The organism is Paraburkholderia sp. UCT70 (assembly GCF_050434085.1).
Classification (GTDB): Bacteria; Pseudomonadota; Gammaproteobacteria; order Burkholderiales; family Burkholderiaceae; genus Paraburkholderia; species Paraburkholderia tuberum.
In genome coordinates, this window is sequence record NZ_JBNPVZ010000004.1 from 1,539,999 (window position 1) to 1,557,815 (window position 17,817).

At 62.6% G+C, this 17,817-nt stretch carries 12 protein-coding genes and 6 pseudogenes; 9 read left to right on the forward strand and 9 right to left on the reverse strand.

Translation table 11 applies throughout. The features are described from left to right. Positions 1-313: 313 nt before the first annotated feature. Positions 314-913 carry a 2'-5' RNA ligase family protein gene (locus OKW41_RS32660; RefSeq protein WP_429575204.1) on the reverse strand — a complete coding sequence of 200 codons (600 nt, stop codon included), beginning with the start codon at positions 911-913 and terminating at the stop codon, positions 314-316. Positions 914-1,033: 120 nt separating this feature from the next. Beyond that, positions 1,034-1,687, reverse strand: coding sequence for a LysR substrate-binding domain-containing protein (locus OKW41_RS32665; protein WP_429575205.1), 654 nt, complete (start codon positions 1,685-1,687; stop codon positions 1,034-1,036). Positions 1,688-1,696: 9 nt separating this feature from the next. Here OKW41_RS32665 and OKW41_RS32670 point away from each other — a divergent pair. From OKW41_RS32670 to OKW41_RS32690, 5 genes and pseudogenes are all read left to right on the forward strand, one after another. Next, positions 1,697-1,987, forward strand: a pseudogene (locus tag OKW41_RS32670) (IS30 family transposase); the annotation flags it as partial. Positions 1,988-2,522: 535 nt separating this feature from the next. Beyond that, positions 2,523-2,948 (forward strand): PRC-barrel domain-containing protein, encoded by a 426-nt coding sequence (locus OKW41_RS32675; protein ID WP_429450257.1) that lies wholly within the window; start codon positions 2,523-2,525, stop codon positions 2,946-2,948. 310 nt (positions 2,949-3,258) lie between these two features. Then, a complete protein-coding gene (locus OKW41_RS32680; RefSeq protein ID WP_429575206.1) occupies positions 3,259-4,104 on the forward strand; it encodes a hypothetical protein in 846 nt (281 codons plus the stop codon). A gap of 611 nt (positions 4,105-4,715) precedes the next feature. After that, positions 4,716-4,871, forward strand: a complete 156-nt coding sequence (locus OKW41_RS32685; RefSeq protein WP_429575207.1) for a hypothetical protein — start codon at positions 4,716-4,718, stop codon at positions 4,869-4,871. 70 nt (positions 4,872-4,941) lie between these two features. Beyond that, positions 4,942-5,985 (forward strand): annotated as a pseudogene (locus OKW41_RS32690) (IS256 family transposase); the annotation flags it as partial. Between the two features lie 28 nt (positions 5,986-6,013). On the opposite strand, the pseudogene OKW41_RS32695 reads toward OKW41_RS32690, so the two are convergent. From OKW41_RS32695 to OKW41_RS32705, 3 genes and pseudogenes are all read right to left on the reverse strand, one after another. Continuing rightward, positions 6,014-6,529: pseudogene (locus OKW41_RS32695) on the reverse strand (transposase); the annotation flags it as partial. 60 nt (positions 6,530-6,589) lie between these two features. Continuing rightward, complete coding sequence (locus OKW41_RS32700) at positions 6,590-7,723, reverse strand: C1 family peptidase (RefSeq protein WP_429575208.1); 1,134 nt, start codon at positions 7,721-7,723, stop codon at positions 6,590-6,592. A gap of 492 nt (positions 7,724-8,215) precedes the next feature. Then, positions 8,216-8,365, reverse strand: a pseudogene (locus tag OKW41_RS32705) (IS6 family transposase); the annotation flags it as partial. Between the two features lie 806 nt (positions 8,366-9,171). On the opposite strand from OKW41_RS32705, the pseudogene OKW41_RS32710 reads away from it, so the two are divergent. From OKW41_RS32710 to OKW41_RS32720, 3 genes and pseudogenes are all read left to right on the forward strand, one after another. After that, positions 9,172-9,945, forward strand: a pseudogene (locus OKW41_RS32710) (DUF932 domain-containing protein); the annotation flags it as partial. A gap of 100 nt (positions 9,946-10,045) precedes the next feature. Then, entirely contained in the window at positions 10,046-10,705 is a 660-nt protein-coding gene (locus OKW41_RS32715) for a hypothetical protein (RefSeq protein ID WP_429575209.1), read from the forward strand. Beyond that, positions 10,705-10,851, forward strand: coding sequence for a hypothetical protein (locus tag OKW41_RS32720; RefSeq protein WP_429575210.1), 147 nt, complete (start codon positions 10,705-10,707; stop codon positions 10,849-10,851). Before OKW41_RS32715 ends, OKW41_RS32720 begins: the two co-directional genes overlap by 1 nt. 131 nt (positions 10,852-10,982) lie before the next feature. Here the strand turns inward: OKW41_RS32720 and OKW41_RS32725 are convergent. The 4 genes and pseudogenes from OKW41_RS32725 to guaB all read right to left on the reverse strand — a co-directional run bounded on the left by OKW41_RS32725 (position 10,983) and on the right by guaB (position 16,508). Continuing rightward, positions 10,983-12,276: pseudogene (locus OKW41_RS32725) on the reverse strand (tyrosine-type recombinase/integrase). Positions 12,277-12,498: 222 nt separating this feature from the next. Then, positions 12,499-14,082 carry a glutamine-hydrolyzing GMP synthase gene (guaA, locus tag OKW41_RS32730; protein WP_013089680.1) on the reverse strand — a complete coding sequence of 528 codons (1,584 nt, stop codon included), beginning with the start codon at positions 14,080-14,082 and terminating at the stop codon, positions 12,499-12,501. A gap of 215 nt (positions 14,083-14,297) precedes the next feature. After that, positions 14,298-15,041 (reverse strand): hypothetical protein, encoded by a 744-nt coding sequence (locus OKW41_RS32735; RefSeq protein WP_429450266.1) that lies wholly within the window; start codon positions 15,039-15,041, stop codon positions 14,298-14,300. 6 nt (positions 15,042-15,047) lie between these two features. After that, positions 15,048-16,508: an IMP dehydrogenase gene (gene guaB, locus OKW41_RS32740; RefSeq protein ID WP_429575211.1), complete on the reverse strand. Its 1,461-nt coding sequence runs from the start codon at positions 16,506-16,508 to the stop codon at positions 15,048-15,050. A 317-nt stretch (positions 16,509-16,825) separates the two neighbouring features. Here guaB and OKW41_RS32745 point away from each other — a divergent pair, with 317 nt between their 5' ends. Beyond that, positions 16,826-17,812: a DMT family transporter gene (locus OKW41_RS32745; RefSeq protein ID WP_429575212.1), complete on the forward strand. Its 987-nt coding sequence runs from the start codon at positions 16,826-16,828 to the stop codon at positions 17,810-17,812. Positions 17,813-17,817 lie beyond the last annotated feature (5 nt).

The following is a 17,817-nucleotide window of genomic DNA, read 5'->3' on the forward strand; positions in this document are numbered from 1 at the left end:
TCGTCGAATTTGATGCCGCCATGCCATTCAAACCGATCGGCCGTCCCAGTGCTCTTCCCATCGCGGAACCGCGTCCGATCTGCGCCGCGCAGCCAGTGCGAGGGGGCCGGCAAGCGTCTCGGCGGATCGGCGTGCGTAGCGCGCTGGCGGCGATTACCGCGGCCGTGCTGCTTTCCGGCTGCGGCGTTTTTTGCGGTGGCGCCGCGGCGAGCGGCGGCGCCTATGCCGGGGGCTGCGGGACGAGCGTGCGGTTCTAGCCGGCGCCTCGCGAAACAGCCGCGAATTCGTTACCGAGGTGGCCTACGCCCCTCCCTCAGCTCGGCGCCACCAACGGCCAACGCGCGAGGACGATATGTCTGGTCCGTCCCAGCAGGCTGTGCATCAGCGCAAACTCGCGCACATTCCAGCACGCCGCCTCGGCCGTACGGCGCTCGATCCACTGCATCCCGTACGCCAGCGTCACGTGCGGCGTAAAACGTGCGTCGGGCTCGATGCCGTCGTCGCGCAAGCCCGCTTCGAGCGCATCGTGAAGCGCCTGCAGTCCGTCCACACCATGCTCGCCCACCAGCACCGCCGGCCCGAGCCGCGGCCTTTTCGCGAAGCTGGCGACCGCGTCGAATTCGACCGTAAACGGCGCCATGCTGACTGCCGCGGCCGCCCGTTTCGCCGCCTCGACCACATCCGCCGGCAAGCCGCCCGCGAAATTGCCGAGATGCCTGAGCGTGACGTGCAAGCGGTTCGCCGCGAGCGGTTTGCCGCGCACGCCGCTGCGCACGCGTGCCTCCACACAAAGCTGCTGCGCGAACTTCGCGATACCGGCCGCGGTATTGGCATCGGGATAGACCGCGAAAAAGAGCCCGTCGGTGGGCGGGGACGGCGCCTCAAGCCCGGGCAACCACAGTTGTTCAGGCATCGCGCCTCGTTCCTTCGCTGATTCTTTCCGTCGATCCGCACACCGCCGCACAAGCGGCCCATTGCGGTCATGATACTGTATATTCATACAGTACGACAGGCCGTGTGCAACTGCGACGCGCTACAGACCGGCCGGCTTGCCGATGCGTTTGTACCAAAGCTCGATAAACGACTCGGCCGCCGGCGACAGCGAATGCTCGGCGCGTCGGATCAGATTCACGTCGCGTGTGACGAGCGGCGCTTCGAGCCTGCGCGCGACCAGATCGCGATGTGGAAACGACCCGAGCAGAATGCCCGCAAAAATCGCGATGCCGAGACCGGCCTGCACCATCGAAAGCCCGGTCGTCATATAGGACACTTCGTACTCGACCGCCTTGCGCATGCCGAGCGTGAACAACGTTTCGTCGATCAACTCGCGGATGCCGCTCGTCGACTTGATGCCGATCCACGGATACTGCAGCGCATCCTTCCAGCTCACACGCCGCTTTTTCGCGAGTGCCGGATCCTTGCGGCAGACCGCGCACAAGTTGTCGCGCGCGAGGCATTGCAGCGTGATGCCCTCGGGGCGCTCGCTGATCGTGCCGATGCCGAACTCGACGTCGCCCGTCAGCGTCGACGCGGTCAGGCGATCGGGCGCGGCGTCGTCGACCGAGACCTCGATGTTCGGGTACAGCGCGCGATATTCGGCGAGCAGTTTCGGCACGATCGCCGCCGCGATCGACGGCGTTGCCGCGAAGCGCAGTCGACCGCGCTCACGCCCGGCCAGCTCCTTCACGCTCGACTGAAACCGCTTACGTGGGATCGGGGAACAGAGATGGCGGACCACAAACGGTTCACCATTGCCACCGACATTGCCGTGTATTTCTGCGATCCCAAACACCCCTGGCAACGCGGCTCGAATGAAAATACCAACGGCCTGTTAAGACAGTACTTTCCGAAAGGCATCGACCTGTCGGTCTACTCACAGGCCAAACTCAACGCCGTGGCACGACGGCTGAACGAGCGACCACGAAAGACCCTGGATTACGAGACACCGGCTGAACGATTCCATCGAACTATTGCATCGACCGGTTGAATCCGCCAACTTACGTCGGTCATACACGTAAGTTCGTCAGGCATGGTCTACAGGTAGCAGTTCATCGTCAATCGGACGGGGGACAGGTGCTCGATCCCATCACAGGCTGTCGGGGGCACATCGAATACTTGCCGGCGTTCCGACACACGGGCTTCGTCCATTGGCAGCCAGTTGTGACAACGATCGCATTGCGCTAGCAATGGATGGTACACGGTCTGGGTCGGCTGCTCGACTTGCTTAAGCGTCGTTGGTTCTGTCGCACGGTAGGCCGGCAAGGTTGCAAAAACGGGAACTATGAGTTGGCGCCAAGGGGCTTGTAAGCCGACAGCAAGTGGATAAACTGGCGCCCAACGATCTGGCATACAGGCTCTCGGCCGCGCCGGGCCGGTGTTTCACTAACCTATGCGACTCCCGCCGTCCCAACCTTGAACTGGCATTGGGACATTGCCCGCGGTAGCGAAGGGACATTGGCCGGCGTCGCCCCCGGGGGCCGAAGAACGTGCCAGAAACCGAATCTAACCATGGAGTGAACGATATGGCTTTGCACAAGGCAGTATTGGTAGCAGTGGCACTTGCAGCATGTATCGATGCGCACGCACAGGTCGCCGGCACACAGACTCTGAGCGTCACTATCCAGCAGTCCCAGGCGCTTTTGCAGGGATGGAGCGTCAAGAAGAGCGTGCTGGGCAAATCGGTCTACAACGACCAGAACGAAAAAATCGGCGCGGTCAAAGATCTGATCGTGGCGCCGGACGGCTCCGTGTCGGCGGCCATCGTCGCTACAGGCGGCTTCCTCGGCGTCGCCACGCATGACGTAGCGGTGCCCATCGCCGCACTCGACGTGCGCGGCGGCAATCTATATCTGCCGGGCGCCACCAAGGACGCCCTGAAGGCAACGCCTGAGTTCCAGTACGCGAAGGTGCAATCGCCGCCTAAGCCGAAAAAGGTTCAGGCAGAGTGACCTGTTTTCAACAGTCCTAAGCTGAGGTCGTTGCGGCTGGCAAGATCAGTCGGCAACGACCTATCGCCGGACTCGAGCTTCGCGCTCAACCGCTTGCCCCTTCAGTCCCCCTTACGCTGCGCACTCAACACCCCGCCCCCGCGCTGTTCGGATGGGAGCATTGCAGAGTAGCCCGTCCGAACAAAGCCCCTTCAAACCGCCTTCCCATTTTTCCATTTCCAAGCCACTTCTGTAGTCAATATTGGCGACTGCTGATTAACACGGCCGCGCGTCTGGACGGGCCATCGCCTTTCATGGATCACCCAACACCATGCAAAAAACCCTCGGACTTGCCGTTGCCACCCTGCTCGCCGTCGCCGCTATTGCGCTGTGGACCCTGCTCGCCCGGTTCGAACCATCCATCAAGTCCGCCATCGAGACGGAAGGCGCGCTTGCGACCCAGACGCAGGTGCTCGTGGGTAGCGTCGAATTCTCGCCCTTAACCGGCGTGGGCGCGCTTCATGGACTTACCGTGGGCAACCCCACTGGTTTCTCTTCGCCCTACGCCGTAGTGGTGGACCGTATCGCCTTGCATGTGGAGAGCGGCTCACTTCTCGGCGGCGGCCCTGTCATTGTTGATTCCGCCACAGTCATCGCACCGCAGATTACTTACGAGGCGCAAAGTCCCACCGCCACCAGCAACCTGGAGACCATCAAGAACAAAGCCCAAGCCTATTCCGCCACCCCGGCTGCCATCCAGGCCCGCAGCAACGCGCGCAAGGTCATCATCCGCAACCTCACCGTCATGGGCGGCGCGCTCTCACTTGACATTCACCTGCCCGGAGGCCCGCTTACGGTACCGCTGGCTCCGCTGCATCTCGCCAATATCGGCGCGACCACAAACGGCGCCGCTCCGCCCGAGATCATCCGTGCCGTGTGCGAGGCGCTCGCGGACGAAGCGAAAAAGGCGGTCACCGAGGCCATCGCCCAGAAGCTCAAATCCGTTATCAGTATGCTAAAGCCGCCCGTAGGTGGGTTGCCAAAGCTTCCTTCCCCTCCGTCCCTGCCGTCCCCGCCGTCCCCTCCGTCCCCGCCGTCCCCTCCGTCCCTGTCGTCCCCGCCATCCCTGCCACCCCCCCCACCCGGCCTACCCTTGCCGCGCCCTCCTGGCTTTTAGGGGCTGACCGGGCCACTGCAATCCAGTCCCGATCAGAACCGTAGCAGTTACAACGGCTATGTTGGCACCCTGCTTACCGAAGTTTTCATCCGCAATGAAAAGGTGGTGAGTTACCGCGTCGCTGATCATTCGAGCCGTGCGTATGACGGCGTCGTACAGAGTGCGTGCGACTCGGTCAGCCCCAAATGAAGAGCGTGCGCGCCACGAGATCTATAGTTACCAGCGCCATTCGTACAGCCCGCAACCGCGAATGACTGTCCCACAGCCTGCGATCCCTTGCGGGCTTTTCTTGTGCGGGCAGCCCTCCGTCTCATCGTGGTCGGCTCACCCTTTCGCATAAGGCCGAGAAGCGGCGCCGATCTTCCCCAGACTGAGAGGCTGTTTTTTTGGGTGGTACCGACATTCGAATGTCTTCCTGCACCTAAGGTCGAATGGCGGGAGTTGGCCGATAGGACCTGTTCGACGAACGTTTTGCAGCGCCGACGTTGGGTTCCTCAACGAATTGGTAAGGACCTCCCCGATTGCAGGATCGACACCGTCTGGTGCCATCATGGCTGGTGTTACAACCTTCCGGGAAGGGGGAAGTCATCAACAGGATTACTCGAGTTGGCGTGGATCTGGCGAAGAACGTGATGCAGACTCATGCGGTCGATAGCGCCGAACGCATCGTAGTACTTAAAGCGATCCCGCGGGAGCGATTTGTGAGCTGGTTTGCCAATGAGCAAAAGTCGAAAGTGGTGTACGGGGGAGTTGAGGCGGAGGATTGAAGGCGGTGGAGGTTTCAGCTGAGAATCTGATTGTCGAAGTCGGAAACCAGCAAACATCAAACCATCCACCATGAGCAAGTTTACGGAAAAAGAAGTCGTTGGTCTATCGGAAGTCGGTCTTGGCCTGGACGATCTCGTGCGCCAGGGCGCGCGGCAGGTGATCCAGCAAGCAATTGAAGCGGAGCTGTCGGCGCTGCTGGAGCGATTCGAGAACATCAAGACCTTGCACGGCCAGCGTGCCGTGGTGCGCAACGGCTATCTGCCGGAGCGCGAGGTGTTGACAGCGGCCGGTCCGATTCCGGTGAAGGTGCCGAAGGTTCGCGATCGCTCAGGCTCAGGCGTGAAGTTCAATTCATCGATCGTGCCGCCGTATGTGCGGAAATTGCCGCGCGTGAGTGCGGCGCTGCCGTGGCTGTATCTGAAAGGCATTTCGACCGGCGACATGAGCGAGGCGCTGAGTGTGCTGCTGGGCGAGGACGCCAAAGGTCTGTCGGCGAACGTGGTAAGTCGTCTGAAGGCGCAATGGGCCGATGAGCATTTCAACTGGAGCCGACGTGATCTGTCGAAGTCGCGCTACGTGTACTGGTGGGTCGATGGCATTCACACCGGGCTGCGCAGCGAGAACTCGGAGGGTCAATGCCTGCTGGTGATCATCGGCGTGAGGCCGGATGGGCGCAAGGAGCGTGTGGCGATCGGCGACGGGTATCGCGAGTCGAAGGCGTCGTGGCAGGAACTGCTGCTCGATCTGAAATCGCGTGGCCTGCAGGCCGGTCCGTTGCTCGCAGTCGGCGACGGCGCAATGGGTTTCTGGACCGCACTGGAGGAGGTGTCTCCCGCCACGCGCGGCCAGCGCTGCTGGTTCCACAAGATGGGCAACGTCCTGAACGCGCTGCCGAAGTCACAGCAAGGCAAAGCCAAAGCAGTTCTGCAGGCAATCTGGATGGCCGCCACGCGCACCGACGCGTACACCGCGTTTGATCATTTCGTGGCGGTCTACGCGGCGAAATATCCGAAGGCAACAGAGACGTTGAAGAAGGACCGGGAGAGCCTGCTGGCGTTTTACGACTTCCCGGCCGAGCACTGGCAGCATTTGCGCACGACGGATGAAATTGACAAGCCTCAAGATCGATATTTTTTGAGCTTCATGACGTCTGCCTCGGCGGCCATTGCGTTGAGGCGGCCTTGTTGCCAGGCCGAGCCTGTTTCCAGCGGGAGAACAGCCGGTGATACGCCCGCTCGGCCTGCTCGGCCATCGCCCGTTCCTGGTCACGCACGCTCTTCAGATTGTAGGCTGCTGCACTGCCTTTCGCGCCGCCGCGGCGCGCAGGCATGCCGGCCTGCAGTTCGAGTGAGCGGTTCTTGCGCGCGGTCAGCGCCGGCCGGTCCCACGCGAAGGCCTCATTGCGTGTGAGGACGTACCACACCATAACGGCGATCTTGCGTGCTGTCGCGACAGCGGCAATCTGCTGGCCGCGCCGATCCCGGATGCGCAGGAAGAATGCGCGTAGCGGTCCGGCTGACTGCGCCGCCGACCATGCGGCTTCAACGAGCATCGCACGCGCATAGGAGCGTCCCCGCCTGCTGATACGGCCGTGCCTGGCGGGTTGCGCACCGGTCTGATAGACGCAGGGGTTGAGTCCGAAATAGCTGAGGATTCTCGAAACAGGGGCAAGGTCAAGCTGACCGATAGTGTAAGTTGTCAATACCGTTTCGCTCTACTAATCCGCGCTGTCGATCCGAACCAGCGCTTGTGCGTCCAGCAAGCTGTGTTGCAGCCATTCGTAAGTGACGTAGGCCAGCCCGCCGTCGCCCCAGCCCGATGACCAGGAGTTCTTAATGATGAAATATCCGCCGCCCGCTACCTGATCGCTGTCCTTGTAGCCGACGACTAGAATTTCGTGACCGCACAGGCTGGTCCCGCAGTTGTCCGCCTTGATGACCCACGACACGACGCCGCCCTTGTACGTCGCAACCTGGAAATCGAAGTTCGCGTTGATGGCCATGACCACAGGGTAGCCGCGATACAGCGCTTGCTTGATCCGGCCAATGGACGCATAGAGCTTGTGCGCCGTGGTCGTCCGAAATCCCGAGGAACTCGCTGCGGTAGAATCCTGCTGCCGGGTATCGCTGCCACCACCCTGCGCCTCGGTAGCCGAGCAGGTGGCATTGGGATACTTGCGGTTGTAGTTGGTGCAATACTTGTCATCGCCATTGTATGGCCAGGATTTCTCCGGAACGAACTTGGTCTTGTTGTCGACGAATGCAGCGATGGTGTCGTACGGGTCGAGTCCGGCGTTGTTCCAGGTGTCGGTCAGTCGCTTTCCCTGGAAGTACGTGTTCTGTTCCGACAGTTTGGTACTGTTCTGCTGCCTCGAGAGCAGCAATTCCGTTGCGGCGTTCAGGGAGAACGCTACGCACGTGCCCCGTTCGCTCTGATCTTTGATATCGCTCTTCAGGGATTCGAGATTCGTGATAAGAGCACTGTGGCCCACCCCCAAGGAGTCCGAATCGGCCGTGTCACAACCTTCCAGGCCACTCGGGCAACTGTTCTTGCTCGCCTGGGTCAGCCGCACCTTGTAGTCGCCGAAGAGTTTGATCATCGAGTCGGAGACCCCGATGTTGGAAACAAGGTCCTTTCCCACGTCCTGGTAGCTGATCACCTGACGGGTGACGCTGGACAGGTCGGCCTCATAGCGGGTGTCGCTTCTCGCGTCACCGTAGCTCGGCGCGTAGAAGCCGGTATCTGAGGAGCTGCTACTGCTACTGTTTCCACTGCTGCCATCGCCCCCGCCGCCCCCACAAGCTTGAAGCGAAAAGAGAATGGCGAGCAGGGTTACACGGGCAAGTTTCATGAGATTATCTCGTCTGCGCCGGTGCGACGGCGCTGCCGCGAACACAAACGACGCGATGTTTTGACGAACCCCGATATGGCTCAATGCCACCTGCGCGGGTCAGACCGGGGACCAGTGCGGCGTAAAGCGCGACTGCATCGGGTATGGCCTTACATTACAGCCGCCACCGGAATTGGGCTATCACACGAAAGTCAGGAACGCCTGTACGGTGGGATATACCGGCACCGCGTTTAGCGTCGCTTGGATATACGGGCGTATACAGGTGCTTTCAGGATTCGGAACGAAAAGTCCGAATCCTGAAAGCACCCCAGATAGATGGAATGGTCGCCGAAAGCGATTAGCTTCCAAGAAGGTCGCCGCACTACGCGCACGGTCCGCCGGTGCCATGGCGATGGATCGCCAGGCACGCCACTGTCACCGTCCTTCACGCCACGGCGTGTCACTCCGGCATCGCCGGCGAATGGTGATTGAGGATCTTCCACTCGCCCTCATCATCATCTCCTCGAGATTGCGCGAACTCAGCGAATTGTCCACGTACCATCGCACGCACAGCAAAATCACTTCAAGCGGGTAATGAAGGCGCTTCAGGATCTTGGCCAGGCCAGGGACAAGTGTGGTTTGCGGCATCTTTGTCTTCTTCATCGGCCAGCTCAACATTTTGCTGCCGAATTTTAACCCGGCCCCTTACTGCAACAGAACCGTAGTTTCCCGTGTCGCAGCATAGATGATGGCTCGCCTGATGGTGACGGGTTGCTGATCAGTTCCATAGGGTCGCCTGTCGGTCCAACTTCGGACGTTGCGAAGTGGGACTCGAATGACGCTTATGGGTCGAAAGTGTGAGTTCGCTGATGTGGAAAGCTGCCGCTCCTCTGCTTCATGCCGACAACGTCAGCAGTCCGCCGTATTACTGACGTAGAACCCAGTTCGCTCCAATGTCGCCAATGGCCGAGAACTTGCTCGCGTCCTTATGCCGGCAAGGTCCCGATGCACTTCACAGTGAGAGGCCCGGGCCGCGGCCGTGGAACGGTAGGCTGCATGACTGCCATCAATCCGGGGACTCGGAGTGCAGCCTGGCCTGCCGCCGCGCACGGTCGTTAATCACCTGATGGCGCCAGTTGTCAGTCATCAACTCCAGCACAGCAGTCAATCCCGTCGCTTTCTGGCGAGGCATGGCATGCACCCGACTCCCAGGTTCCCGCCCTTGACCCGCGACCGTAGCCGATAGCGGGCAGGCATCAAGCGGCGAGGGACCGTGTTGCCCGCGCCCCTCCCTCGCCTCTTTCCTTGACGCCTGCCCGCTATCGGCTCCTCAAGTCGCACGGGCGGGAACCCGGGAGCCTGGCGGCAGCAAAGCCAACCTCGAGTTCCACCGGAACGTGCCCAGCCGCGACGGCGAGGCACATCCCCTCGCCCGGTTCAGGTCCCAAACCTTGACTGTGGAGATTGCCATGCAACTCGCTTCTTCCTTCCACTACGGCGCCCCGATGCTGCGCGCCGATTCCCCTCTGTCGGACGACCAGATCCGCCGCGTAGCCCCTTCCCCCTTCGCGCACGGCAAGCATGAAAGCCGCTCCGAACGCTACACCTACATTCCCACCATCGACGTGCTACGCGACCTGCGCAACGAAGGCTTTCAGCCGTTCATGATCTGCCAGACCCGCGTGCGCGATGAGGGCAAGCGCGAATTCACCAAACACATGCTCCGGCTTCGGCATGCTGACCAGATCACCGGCGAGGAAGCCGACGAAATCGTGCTGCTGAACTCGCACGATGGCACCAGCAGCTACCAGATGCTCGCGGACACATTCCGGTTTGTCTGCCAGAACGGCATGGTCGCGGGCGAGAATATCGCCGATATCCGCATACCACACAAAGGCAACGTCATCCAGAACGTGATCAATGGCGCATTCGACGTGCTCGACGGCTTCGACCAGATCCGCGAGCAGAAGAACGGCATGCGCGCCATGATGCTCGACCGCGACGAACAGCAGGCGTTCGCCCGCTCCGCACTCGTGTTGCGTTACGACTCGACCGATGCCGAAGCACCCGCCCCCATCAATGAAATCCAGTTGCTTTCCCCGCGTCGCTTCGAGGATCGGCGCGATGACCTCTGGACCGTCTTTAACCGGGTGCAGGAAAACCTGACCAGGGGCGGCCTGCACGGACGCTCGCGCACCGGGCGTTCCATATCTACCCGCCCCATCACCGGCATCGACCAGAACGCGGGATACATCGCGGACTCGGAACTGTTGCAGCGAACTGAACCGCCACGGCAGGCCGCGTCCGGTCCAGCGTCCGTAAGCGGAGGACGAGCAGCGCGAATTGGTTTCGCGTACCGCGCAGCAGGACGAACTGGCCGAAAAGCTCGAGGCGTTGTCGGAGGACGACGAAAATGCCTATGAGGAAGCCGACCGTCTCATTGAGGAAATCGGGCGCGTCAATACGGCGCTCGTCGCGCTCGCAAGCCGCATCGTGGTTTGGGATACGGATCAGATAGCCGAGGCCGGTGCGTTCGTGATCGTCGGCCCGCAAGGCGAACTTCTCATCGAGCGCGGCCTCGTGAGGCGCGAGAACAGCGCCGCGCTCGATGCGGCAGGCGCGACCGTCCCCGGCACGCCGGAAGCCGAAGCGCAGGACGCAGCGGACACACCGACCCCGAAGGTCAAGCCTGTCCACAGCGCGAAACTCTGTCAGCGGCTCACCGCACACCGTACCGCCGCTGTCCACGCGGAACTGGTCGCACAGCCCGCCGTTGCGCTCGCTGCCATCCTCCGGCAATTGATCCCGCAGGCATTGCCCGAACACTACGGGCATACGTCCACGCGCGGATACCTGGCGCTTTCCGGCGAGAACAATCACGACAGCCTGCTACGTGCAGCAGACGACCTGCCCGCCAGCCCCGCGTGGAACGCCATCGAGACCTGCGCGCACGCTGGATTTCCGAGCTCCCCGCGAGACGCGCCGACCTGCTGCCGTGGCTGATGCAGCAGGACCCCGGCACGACCCTGCTCGACCTGCTCGCGTTCTGCACGGGCACGCTGCTCGACGGCATCGCTGGAGAGGAAAAGCCGCATGCGATCAATGCGCTGGCGGGCGCGCTGAACCCCGACATGACCCGGTATGTATGAACGCGTCCCAGTTGCGCAAGTGTTTCGTGTGTTCGAACATGGCAGGAAGGGTTTTGTTTATTGCCTCCCAGCGTCAAACATGGCAATCAGGGTGCAAACGGGCACATTCTTGAGCACATACAAGTTCGAGCTCAAGAGTTGCACTCACGAGTCTTGACTGGCTGTGCCGACGCCAGGACGCTCACCTTTGGATTCATAGCAATCCAGCCGTCCAGCATATCTGCCCACGCCTGGAGCATCTCCCTCCTCTGCTCTGCATACTCGGCCTTGTTGTAGACCGCGCGCACGCCACGTTGTTCGTGAGCGAGGCATTTCTCGATCCAGTCGGTGTTGAACCCTGCTTCGCGCAGCAGCGTGCTGGCCGTCCGACGCAGATCGTGCACCGTGAAAGGATCAAAATCTGCCCCGTCGTCGCGCATCAGCTTGACCGTGCTGTCAATAACGCGGTTAGCGTCGCTGCGCTTATTGGGGAGGCGGTCTCATAGCGGCCCGGATGCACGTACGAACTCGCTCCGAAGCACGTCTTGAATGCGACCAGGATGTCTAGGGCCTGGCTCAGATAGACATTGTGGGGGCGACCGGCCTTCATCCGCTCCTTCGGAATTGTCCAGACTGCGGCGTCGAAATCTACCTCGGTCCACATTGCCAAGATGAACTCGGACTTGCGCACCAGCGTGAGCAGCATGAACCTGATAGCGAGACGCAGCGTAGGCATCGTCGGCGTGCGTTCCAGTGCACTGAAAAACACATGAATTTCGGTCGGCGTCAGTGTCCGATCACGCGGCTTGAACGTAGCGATGGCAGACGGGCGGATGGCCTCCGCAGGATTGTCCACCTTTAGTCCTCGCGCCTGCACGAAACGGTAGACCTGCAGAACGATGTCGCGCGCCTGCACGGCAGGGGCCGCGGCGCCCCTCTCCCTGATCTTCTCGCAGCGCGCCATCAGTCGCGCGGGCGTGATCTCTTCCAACTTCAGCCGGCCAAATTCCGACACAAGATTACGCTCGTACACCGATTTGCGCATCGATCGTGTGGAATCGGCAAGAGCAGTCTCCGCAAAGTACTTCTCCGCCCATTTACCAAACGTCTGCGCCTCGGACGCCTCGATCCGTTTCTCGACTTTCGCCCGTGAAGGACTTTCTCCACGTTGGATTGCTCCGTAGGCCTGGTCGCGCAGAAGCCGGGCTTCCGGGAGGCTGATAGCCATTCCGAATCCGAGCTCGTCTGGCTTGCGTGGCTTCCGTGCAGAAAGTGATGGATCGTACCGACCGACAACCAGGGTTTCCCGGCGACCGTTCACCCGGTAGTCGTACCGGAAGCTCACCGCGCCTGACGGCGTCACTGCCGCATATAGACCCGCTGATCGGCCACCTTGTAGATCTTCTTGGCCGGCTTCAGCGCTCGCAACTGCATGTCTGTGAGCATAAGAACACCTCGAACGTATACCGTCAGCCAATACCGTCAGATCGATGTGACGGTATCGGACAAGGCCGTCCGAGGGAGAAATCTCGATACCGTCAGCGATACCGACATTTCCTCCGGGCACTGTCCGGATCACAGCGGATCACGACCGACAATAATCCGCTGTTTTTTAACGGAAAAACAGGAAAAACCGGACCTCCCGAAACGACTTGGGAGCAGTCTAAATCACTCCCACTCGATCGTCGCAGGCGGCTTCCCCGAGATGTCGTAGACGACCCGGTTGATCCCGCGCACTTCGTTGATGATCCGGTTCGACACATGCCCAAGCAGTTCATGCGGCAGATGCGCCCAATGCGCGGTCATGAAGTCGAGCGTCTGCACCGCGCGCAACGCGACGACGTACTCGTAGGTGCGCCCGTCGCCCATCACGCCGACGCTCTTGACCGGCAGGAACACCGCGAACGCCTGGCTCGTCAGGTCGTACCACGACTTGCCGGTTTCCTTGTCGATCGTGTTGCGCAGCGTCTCGATGAAAATCGCGTCCGCGCGGCGCAGCAGGTCCGCGAAATCGCGCTTCACTTCGCCGAGGATCCGCACGCCCAGACCCGGACCCGGGAACGGATGGCGATACACCATCGAGTGCGGCAGACCGAGCTTCACGCCAAGCTCGCGCACTTCGTCCTTGAACAGCTCGCGCAGCGGTTCGAGCAGCTTCAGGTTCAGCGTCTCCGGCAGACCTCCGACGTTGTGGTGGCTCTTGATGGTTTGCGCGGCCTTCTTGCCCTTGCCCGCCGATTCGATCACGTCCGGATAGATCGTGCCTTGTGCCAGCCACTTCGCGTCGGTCAGCTTGCCGGCTTCGGCCTGGAACACTTCGACGAACTCCGCGCCGATGATCTTGCGCTTCGCTTCAGGATCGGTCACGCCGGCGAGCTTACCGAGGAATGCTTCGCTCGCGTCGACGTGAATCACCTTCACGCCAAGGTGATCGGCGAACAGCGCCATCACCTGCTCGGCTTCGTTCAGGCGCAGCAGGCCATGGTCGACGAACACGCAGGTCAGTTGATCGCCGATCGCGCGGTGCAGCAGCGCCGCCGCCACCGACGAATCCACGCCGCCCGACAAGCCCAGAATGACGTGCTCGTTACCGACCTGCTCGCGAATCTTCGCGACGGCTTCGTCGATGTAGTGGCCCATTTCCCAATCGGCCTTCGCGCCGCAGATCTGCAGCACGAAGCGCTCGAGCATCGCGCGGCCCTGCACCGTGTGCGTGACTTCCGGATGCCATTGCAGGCCGTAGAAGCGGCGCTGTTCGTCGGCCATCGCGGCGATCGGGCACGATTCCGTCGATGCCATCAGCGCGAAACCCGGCGGCATCTCCAGCACCTTGTCGCCGTGGCTCATCCATACCTTCAGCATGCCGTGGCCTTCGGACGTGGTGAAGTCGCTGATGCCTTCGAGCAGGCTCGTATGGTTGCGCGCACGCACTTCGGCGTAGCCGAATTCGCGCAGATGACCGATGTCGACCTTGCCGCCGAGCTGCTGCGCCATCGCCTGCATGCCGTAGCAGATGCCGAGCACCGGCACGCCGAGTTCGAACACGGCTTGCGGCACGCGCGGCGTGTCTTCCTCGGTGACCGAGCTCGGGCCGCCCGACAGAATCACGCCCTTCGGCGCGAAGTCGCGGATGAACGACGCGTCGACGTCGTACGGATGGATTTCCGAATACACGTTGGCTTCGCGAACGCGACGTGCAATCAGTTGGGTGACTTGCGAACCGAAGTCGAGAATCAGGATCTTGTCATGCATGGCAGCGGACGGAATCAGAAGTGAGCGGATACGGAATGCCGCGCGCGAGGCGCGGCGTCGAATTCAAAGCGGTCCACGCGGCGACGGTCTTGGCGCGGCGCGGACAGCCAACATTACGATGAAGCACAAGGGCGCGGCCAATCACGGAACTCGCCGCCTGCGATGCGCGCGAACGAAATCCGGTAGCTTCGGCAAACGGCCTGGCGCGCGGCGCTTCAGCCATGAAACGGCGGGCGGGGTGCGCCGGGCACGTCGTTGCTGGTGTCGCGCGCTGCGCGTTCGGACTCGCTCAGGCCGGGCTCGCTTGCGGCCGGATGAAGCGGCGCGGTAGTGGCAACGGAAGCCGCGGCAGCCGGATTGGCCGGCCGCGTGACCGGCACGACGGGCTCTGGCACCGGCTCGGCGTGATAGACCGGAAAGCCCGCTGAGGCACGTGGCTCGCGCGCGTTGTCGCGTTCGGGTTCACGCTGCCGTGCGGCATCCTTTTCGGCTTCTTTCGCGGCACGCTTATCGGCACGACTGTCGGCCTTGCTCGACGAGGGCTTGATCACGATCCCCTTCTCGCGCCGTCGCACCGCACCCGACAGTCGCACGCCGCCGAGCCCGATCACCACCAGCACGACACCGGCCAGCACCGCCACCATCTGGCCGAAACCGGTCAGCGACGGCGTATGCAGCCCCAGCAGCCAGACCAGCATCAGCACGCCGATCAGCCAGTGCACATGACCGACGATCTTCGCGACCGTCGAGGTCAGCGCCCCGTCGAACGACGCATGCACCGCGAGCCACGCGAGCCCGATCAGCGCGACGCCGAACGCCTGGCCGACCAGCATCGGCTCCGTTGGCACCAGTTGCAACGCGTCGTACAGCGAGGTCCACGGCGTCAGCACGAACAGCAGGCCGAACGCCAGCAGCAACAACGCATCGAGGATCAGTACAACGCGCAGCAGTGGCTTCATGGGCGTTTAGTCCACGTGGTAGTTGGGCGCTTCCTTGGTGATTTGCACATCGTGCACATGCGACTCGCGCAGGCCCGCGCCGGTGATCTGCACGAACTCGGCCTTCTCGTTCATTTCGGCGATGGTGCGGCAGCCGCAGTAGCCCATGCTCGCGCGCACGCCGCCGATCAGCTGGAACAGGATCGCGTTGACCGAACCCTTGTACGCGACGCGACCTTCGATGCCTTCCGGCACCAGCTTGTCGATGTTGGCCGAGTTGTCCTGGAAGTAGCGGTCCGCCGCGCCGTCCTTCATGGCGCCTACCGAGCCCATGCCACGGTACGACTTGTACTGGCGGCCCTGGTACAGGAATACCTCGCCCGGCGACTCCTCGGTACCGGCGAACATGCTGCCCATCATGACCGCGCTGGCGCCCGCCGCGAGCGCCTTGCTGACGTCGCCCGAGAAGCGCACGCCGCCGTCGGCGATGACCGGCACACCGGTGCCGTTCAGCGCTTCGGACACGTTGGAGATAGCGGTGACCTGCGGCACGCCGACGCCTGCGACGATTCGCGTCGTGCAGATGGAGCCCGGGCCGATACCGACCTTGACGCCGTCCGCGCCGTATTCGACGAGCGCCTTGGCGGCCGCGGCGGTTGCGATGTTGCCGCCGATCACCTCGACGTGCGGGAAGTTCTGCTTGACCCACTTGACGCGCTCGAGCACGCCCTTGCTGTGGCCATGCGCGGTATCGACGACGATCACGTCGACGCCGGCCTGCACGAGCAGCTCGACGCGCTCTTCGTTGTCCGCGCCAACGCCGACCGCCGCGCCCGCGCGCAGCTTGCCGTGCTCGTCCTTGCATGCGTCCGGGTGCTCGGTCTGCTTGGTGATGTCCTTGACGGTCATCAGGCCGCGCAGTTCGAATGCGTCGTTGACGACCAGCACACGCTCGAGGCGGTGGCTGTGCATCAGCGCCTTCGCTTCGGCGAGCGGCGTGCCTTCCTTGACGGTGACGAGGCGCTCGCGCGGCGTCATGATGTTGCGCACCGGCTCGTCCAGACGCTCTTCGAAGCGCAGGTCGCGGTTGGTCACGATGCCGACGAGCTGCGAGCCCTCGACGACCGGGAAGCCCGAAATGCCATGCTGGCGTGACAGCGCGATCACGTCGCGCACTTTCATTTGCGGCGGCACGGTGATCGGATCGCGCACGACGCCCGACTCGAAACGCTTGACCTTCGCGACTTCACGCGCCTGCTCGGCCGGCGTCAGGTTCTTGTGGATGATGCCGACGCCGCCCATTTGCGCCATGGCGATTGCCAGACGTGCTTCGGTGACCGTGTCCATCGCGGCGGACACGAGCGGCATATTGAGGGAGATGTTGCGGGTCACCCGGGTCTTGAGGCTGGTGTCGCGCGGCAGAACATCGGAGAAGGCCGGGACGAGGAGCACGTCATCGAATGTGAGTGCTGTTTGGATCAGACGCATGGCAAATCCTATAGGCGCAAAAGCGAATTATACGCGATACCACCCCGGTTTTCACTGCGCGAACAGCAGCTTAGCGAATTTCAGACGATTTTTTGCCGCTCCGGCATGCGCCGATTTCGCTTGCCTGTTCGCGTCGGGTTCGATCGGGTTTCGTTTGCGCGTCCGCAGGCAAAATCGGAGCAGAGCCGGCGGCATTTTCGCGGCACGTACCCTGTCGAGCGGCGGTCGAGCGGCCTGAATGCAGGATCGAACAAGACGCCCCGCTCGCAAAACCGCTATTCTGCCGGCCATTCCAGTTTATCCAGCAGAGGCAGTCGATGCAGCGCGGTGTCGTGTATGGGGTCATGGCCGGAGCCTTGTGGGGCATGGTGTTTCTGGTGCCGCGGGTGCTGCCCGACGTCTCCCCGCTCCTGCTCGTCGCCGGCCGCTACTCGATGTACGGCGTCGTGTCGCTCGCCGCGGCGCTACCGATCGCGCGTTCGCTCGCCAAACGGCTGAGCCGCGAGGATCTGATCGCGCTCGTCAAGTTCGCGCTGGCCGGCAATATCGTCTATTACCTGCTGCTGACGGCCGCCGTGCACCTGATCGGAATCGCGCCGGCCTCGCTGATCGTCGGCGTGCTGCCGGTCACGGTTACGCTGGTCGGCCGGCGCGATCACGGCGCGGTGCCGCTCGCGCGCCTCGCATGGCCGCTCGCGACCGTGGTGGCGGGCATCGTCTGCATCAATATCGACGTCTTTACGGTGGCGGGCGCGGCGCCGGTGAGCATCGCGACGCGCCTGCTCGGCGTGGCCTGCGCGGTGGGCGCGCTCATCTGCTGGACCTGGTTCGCGGTCGAGAACGCCCGTTACCTGCAGCGTCAGACGCATTTCAGCGGCAATGAGTGGTCGGTGCTGTGGGGCGTCGTGACCGGCGCGCTCGGCGGCGCGTTGTGGCTCGTGGTCGCGGTGCTGCCGTCGGGCGGCCCGCAGGGTGAGTTGGCCGACCCGCGCTGGCACACGTTCTGGCTGCTCAACCTCGCACTCGCGATCGGCGCGTCGTGGCTCGGCAACGGGCTGTGGAATGCCGCGGCAAAACGGCTGCCGCTAACGCTGTCCGGCCAGATGATCGTGTTCGAGACGCTGTTCGCGCTGCTTTTCGCGTTCATTTACGACGAGCGCCTGCCACGCCCGCTCGAACTCGCGGCGATCCTGCTACTGGTGGCGGGGGTCTGGTGGTCGGTGCGCCGGCATTCGGACGACGATTCGTCGGGGGCGGCGCGCATCGAGGGCATGAACGATAAGGCGCAGACGGCGGCGCCTTGAGGTGA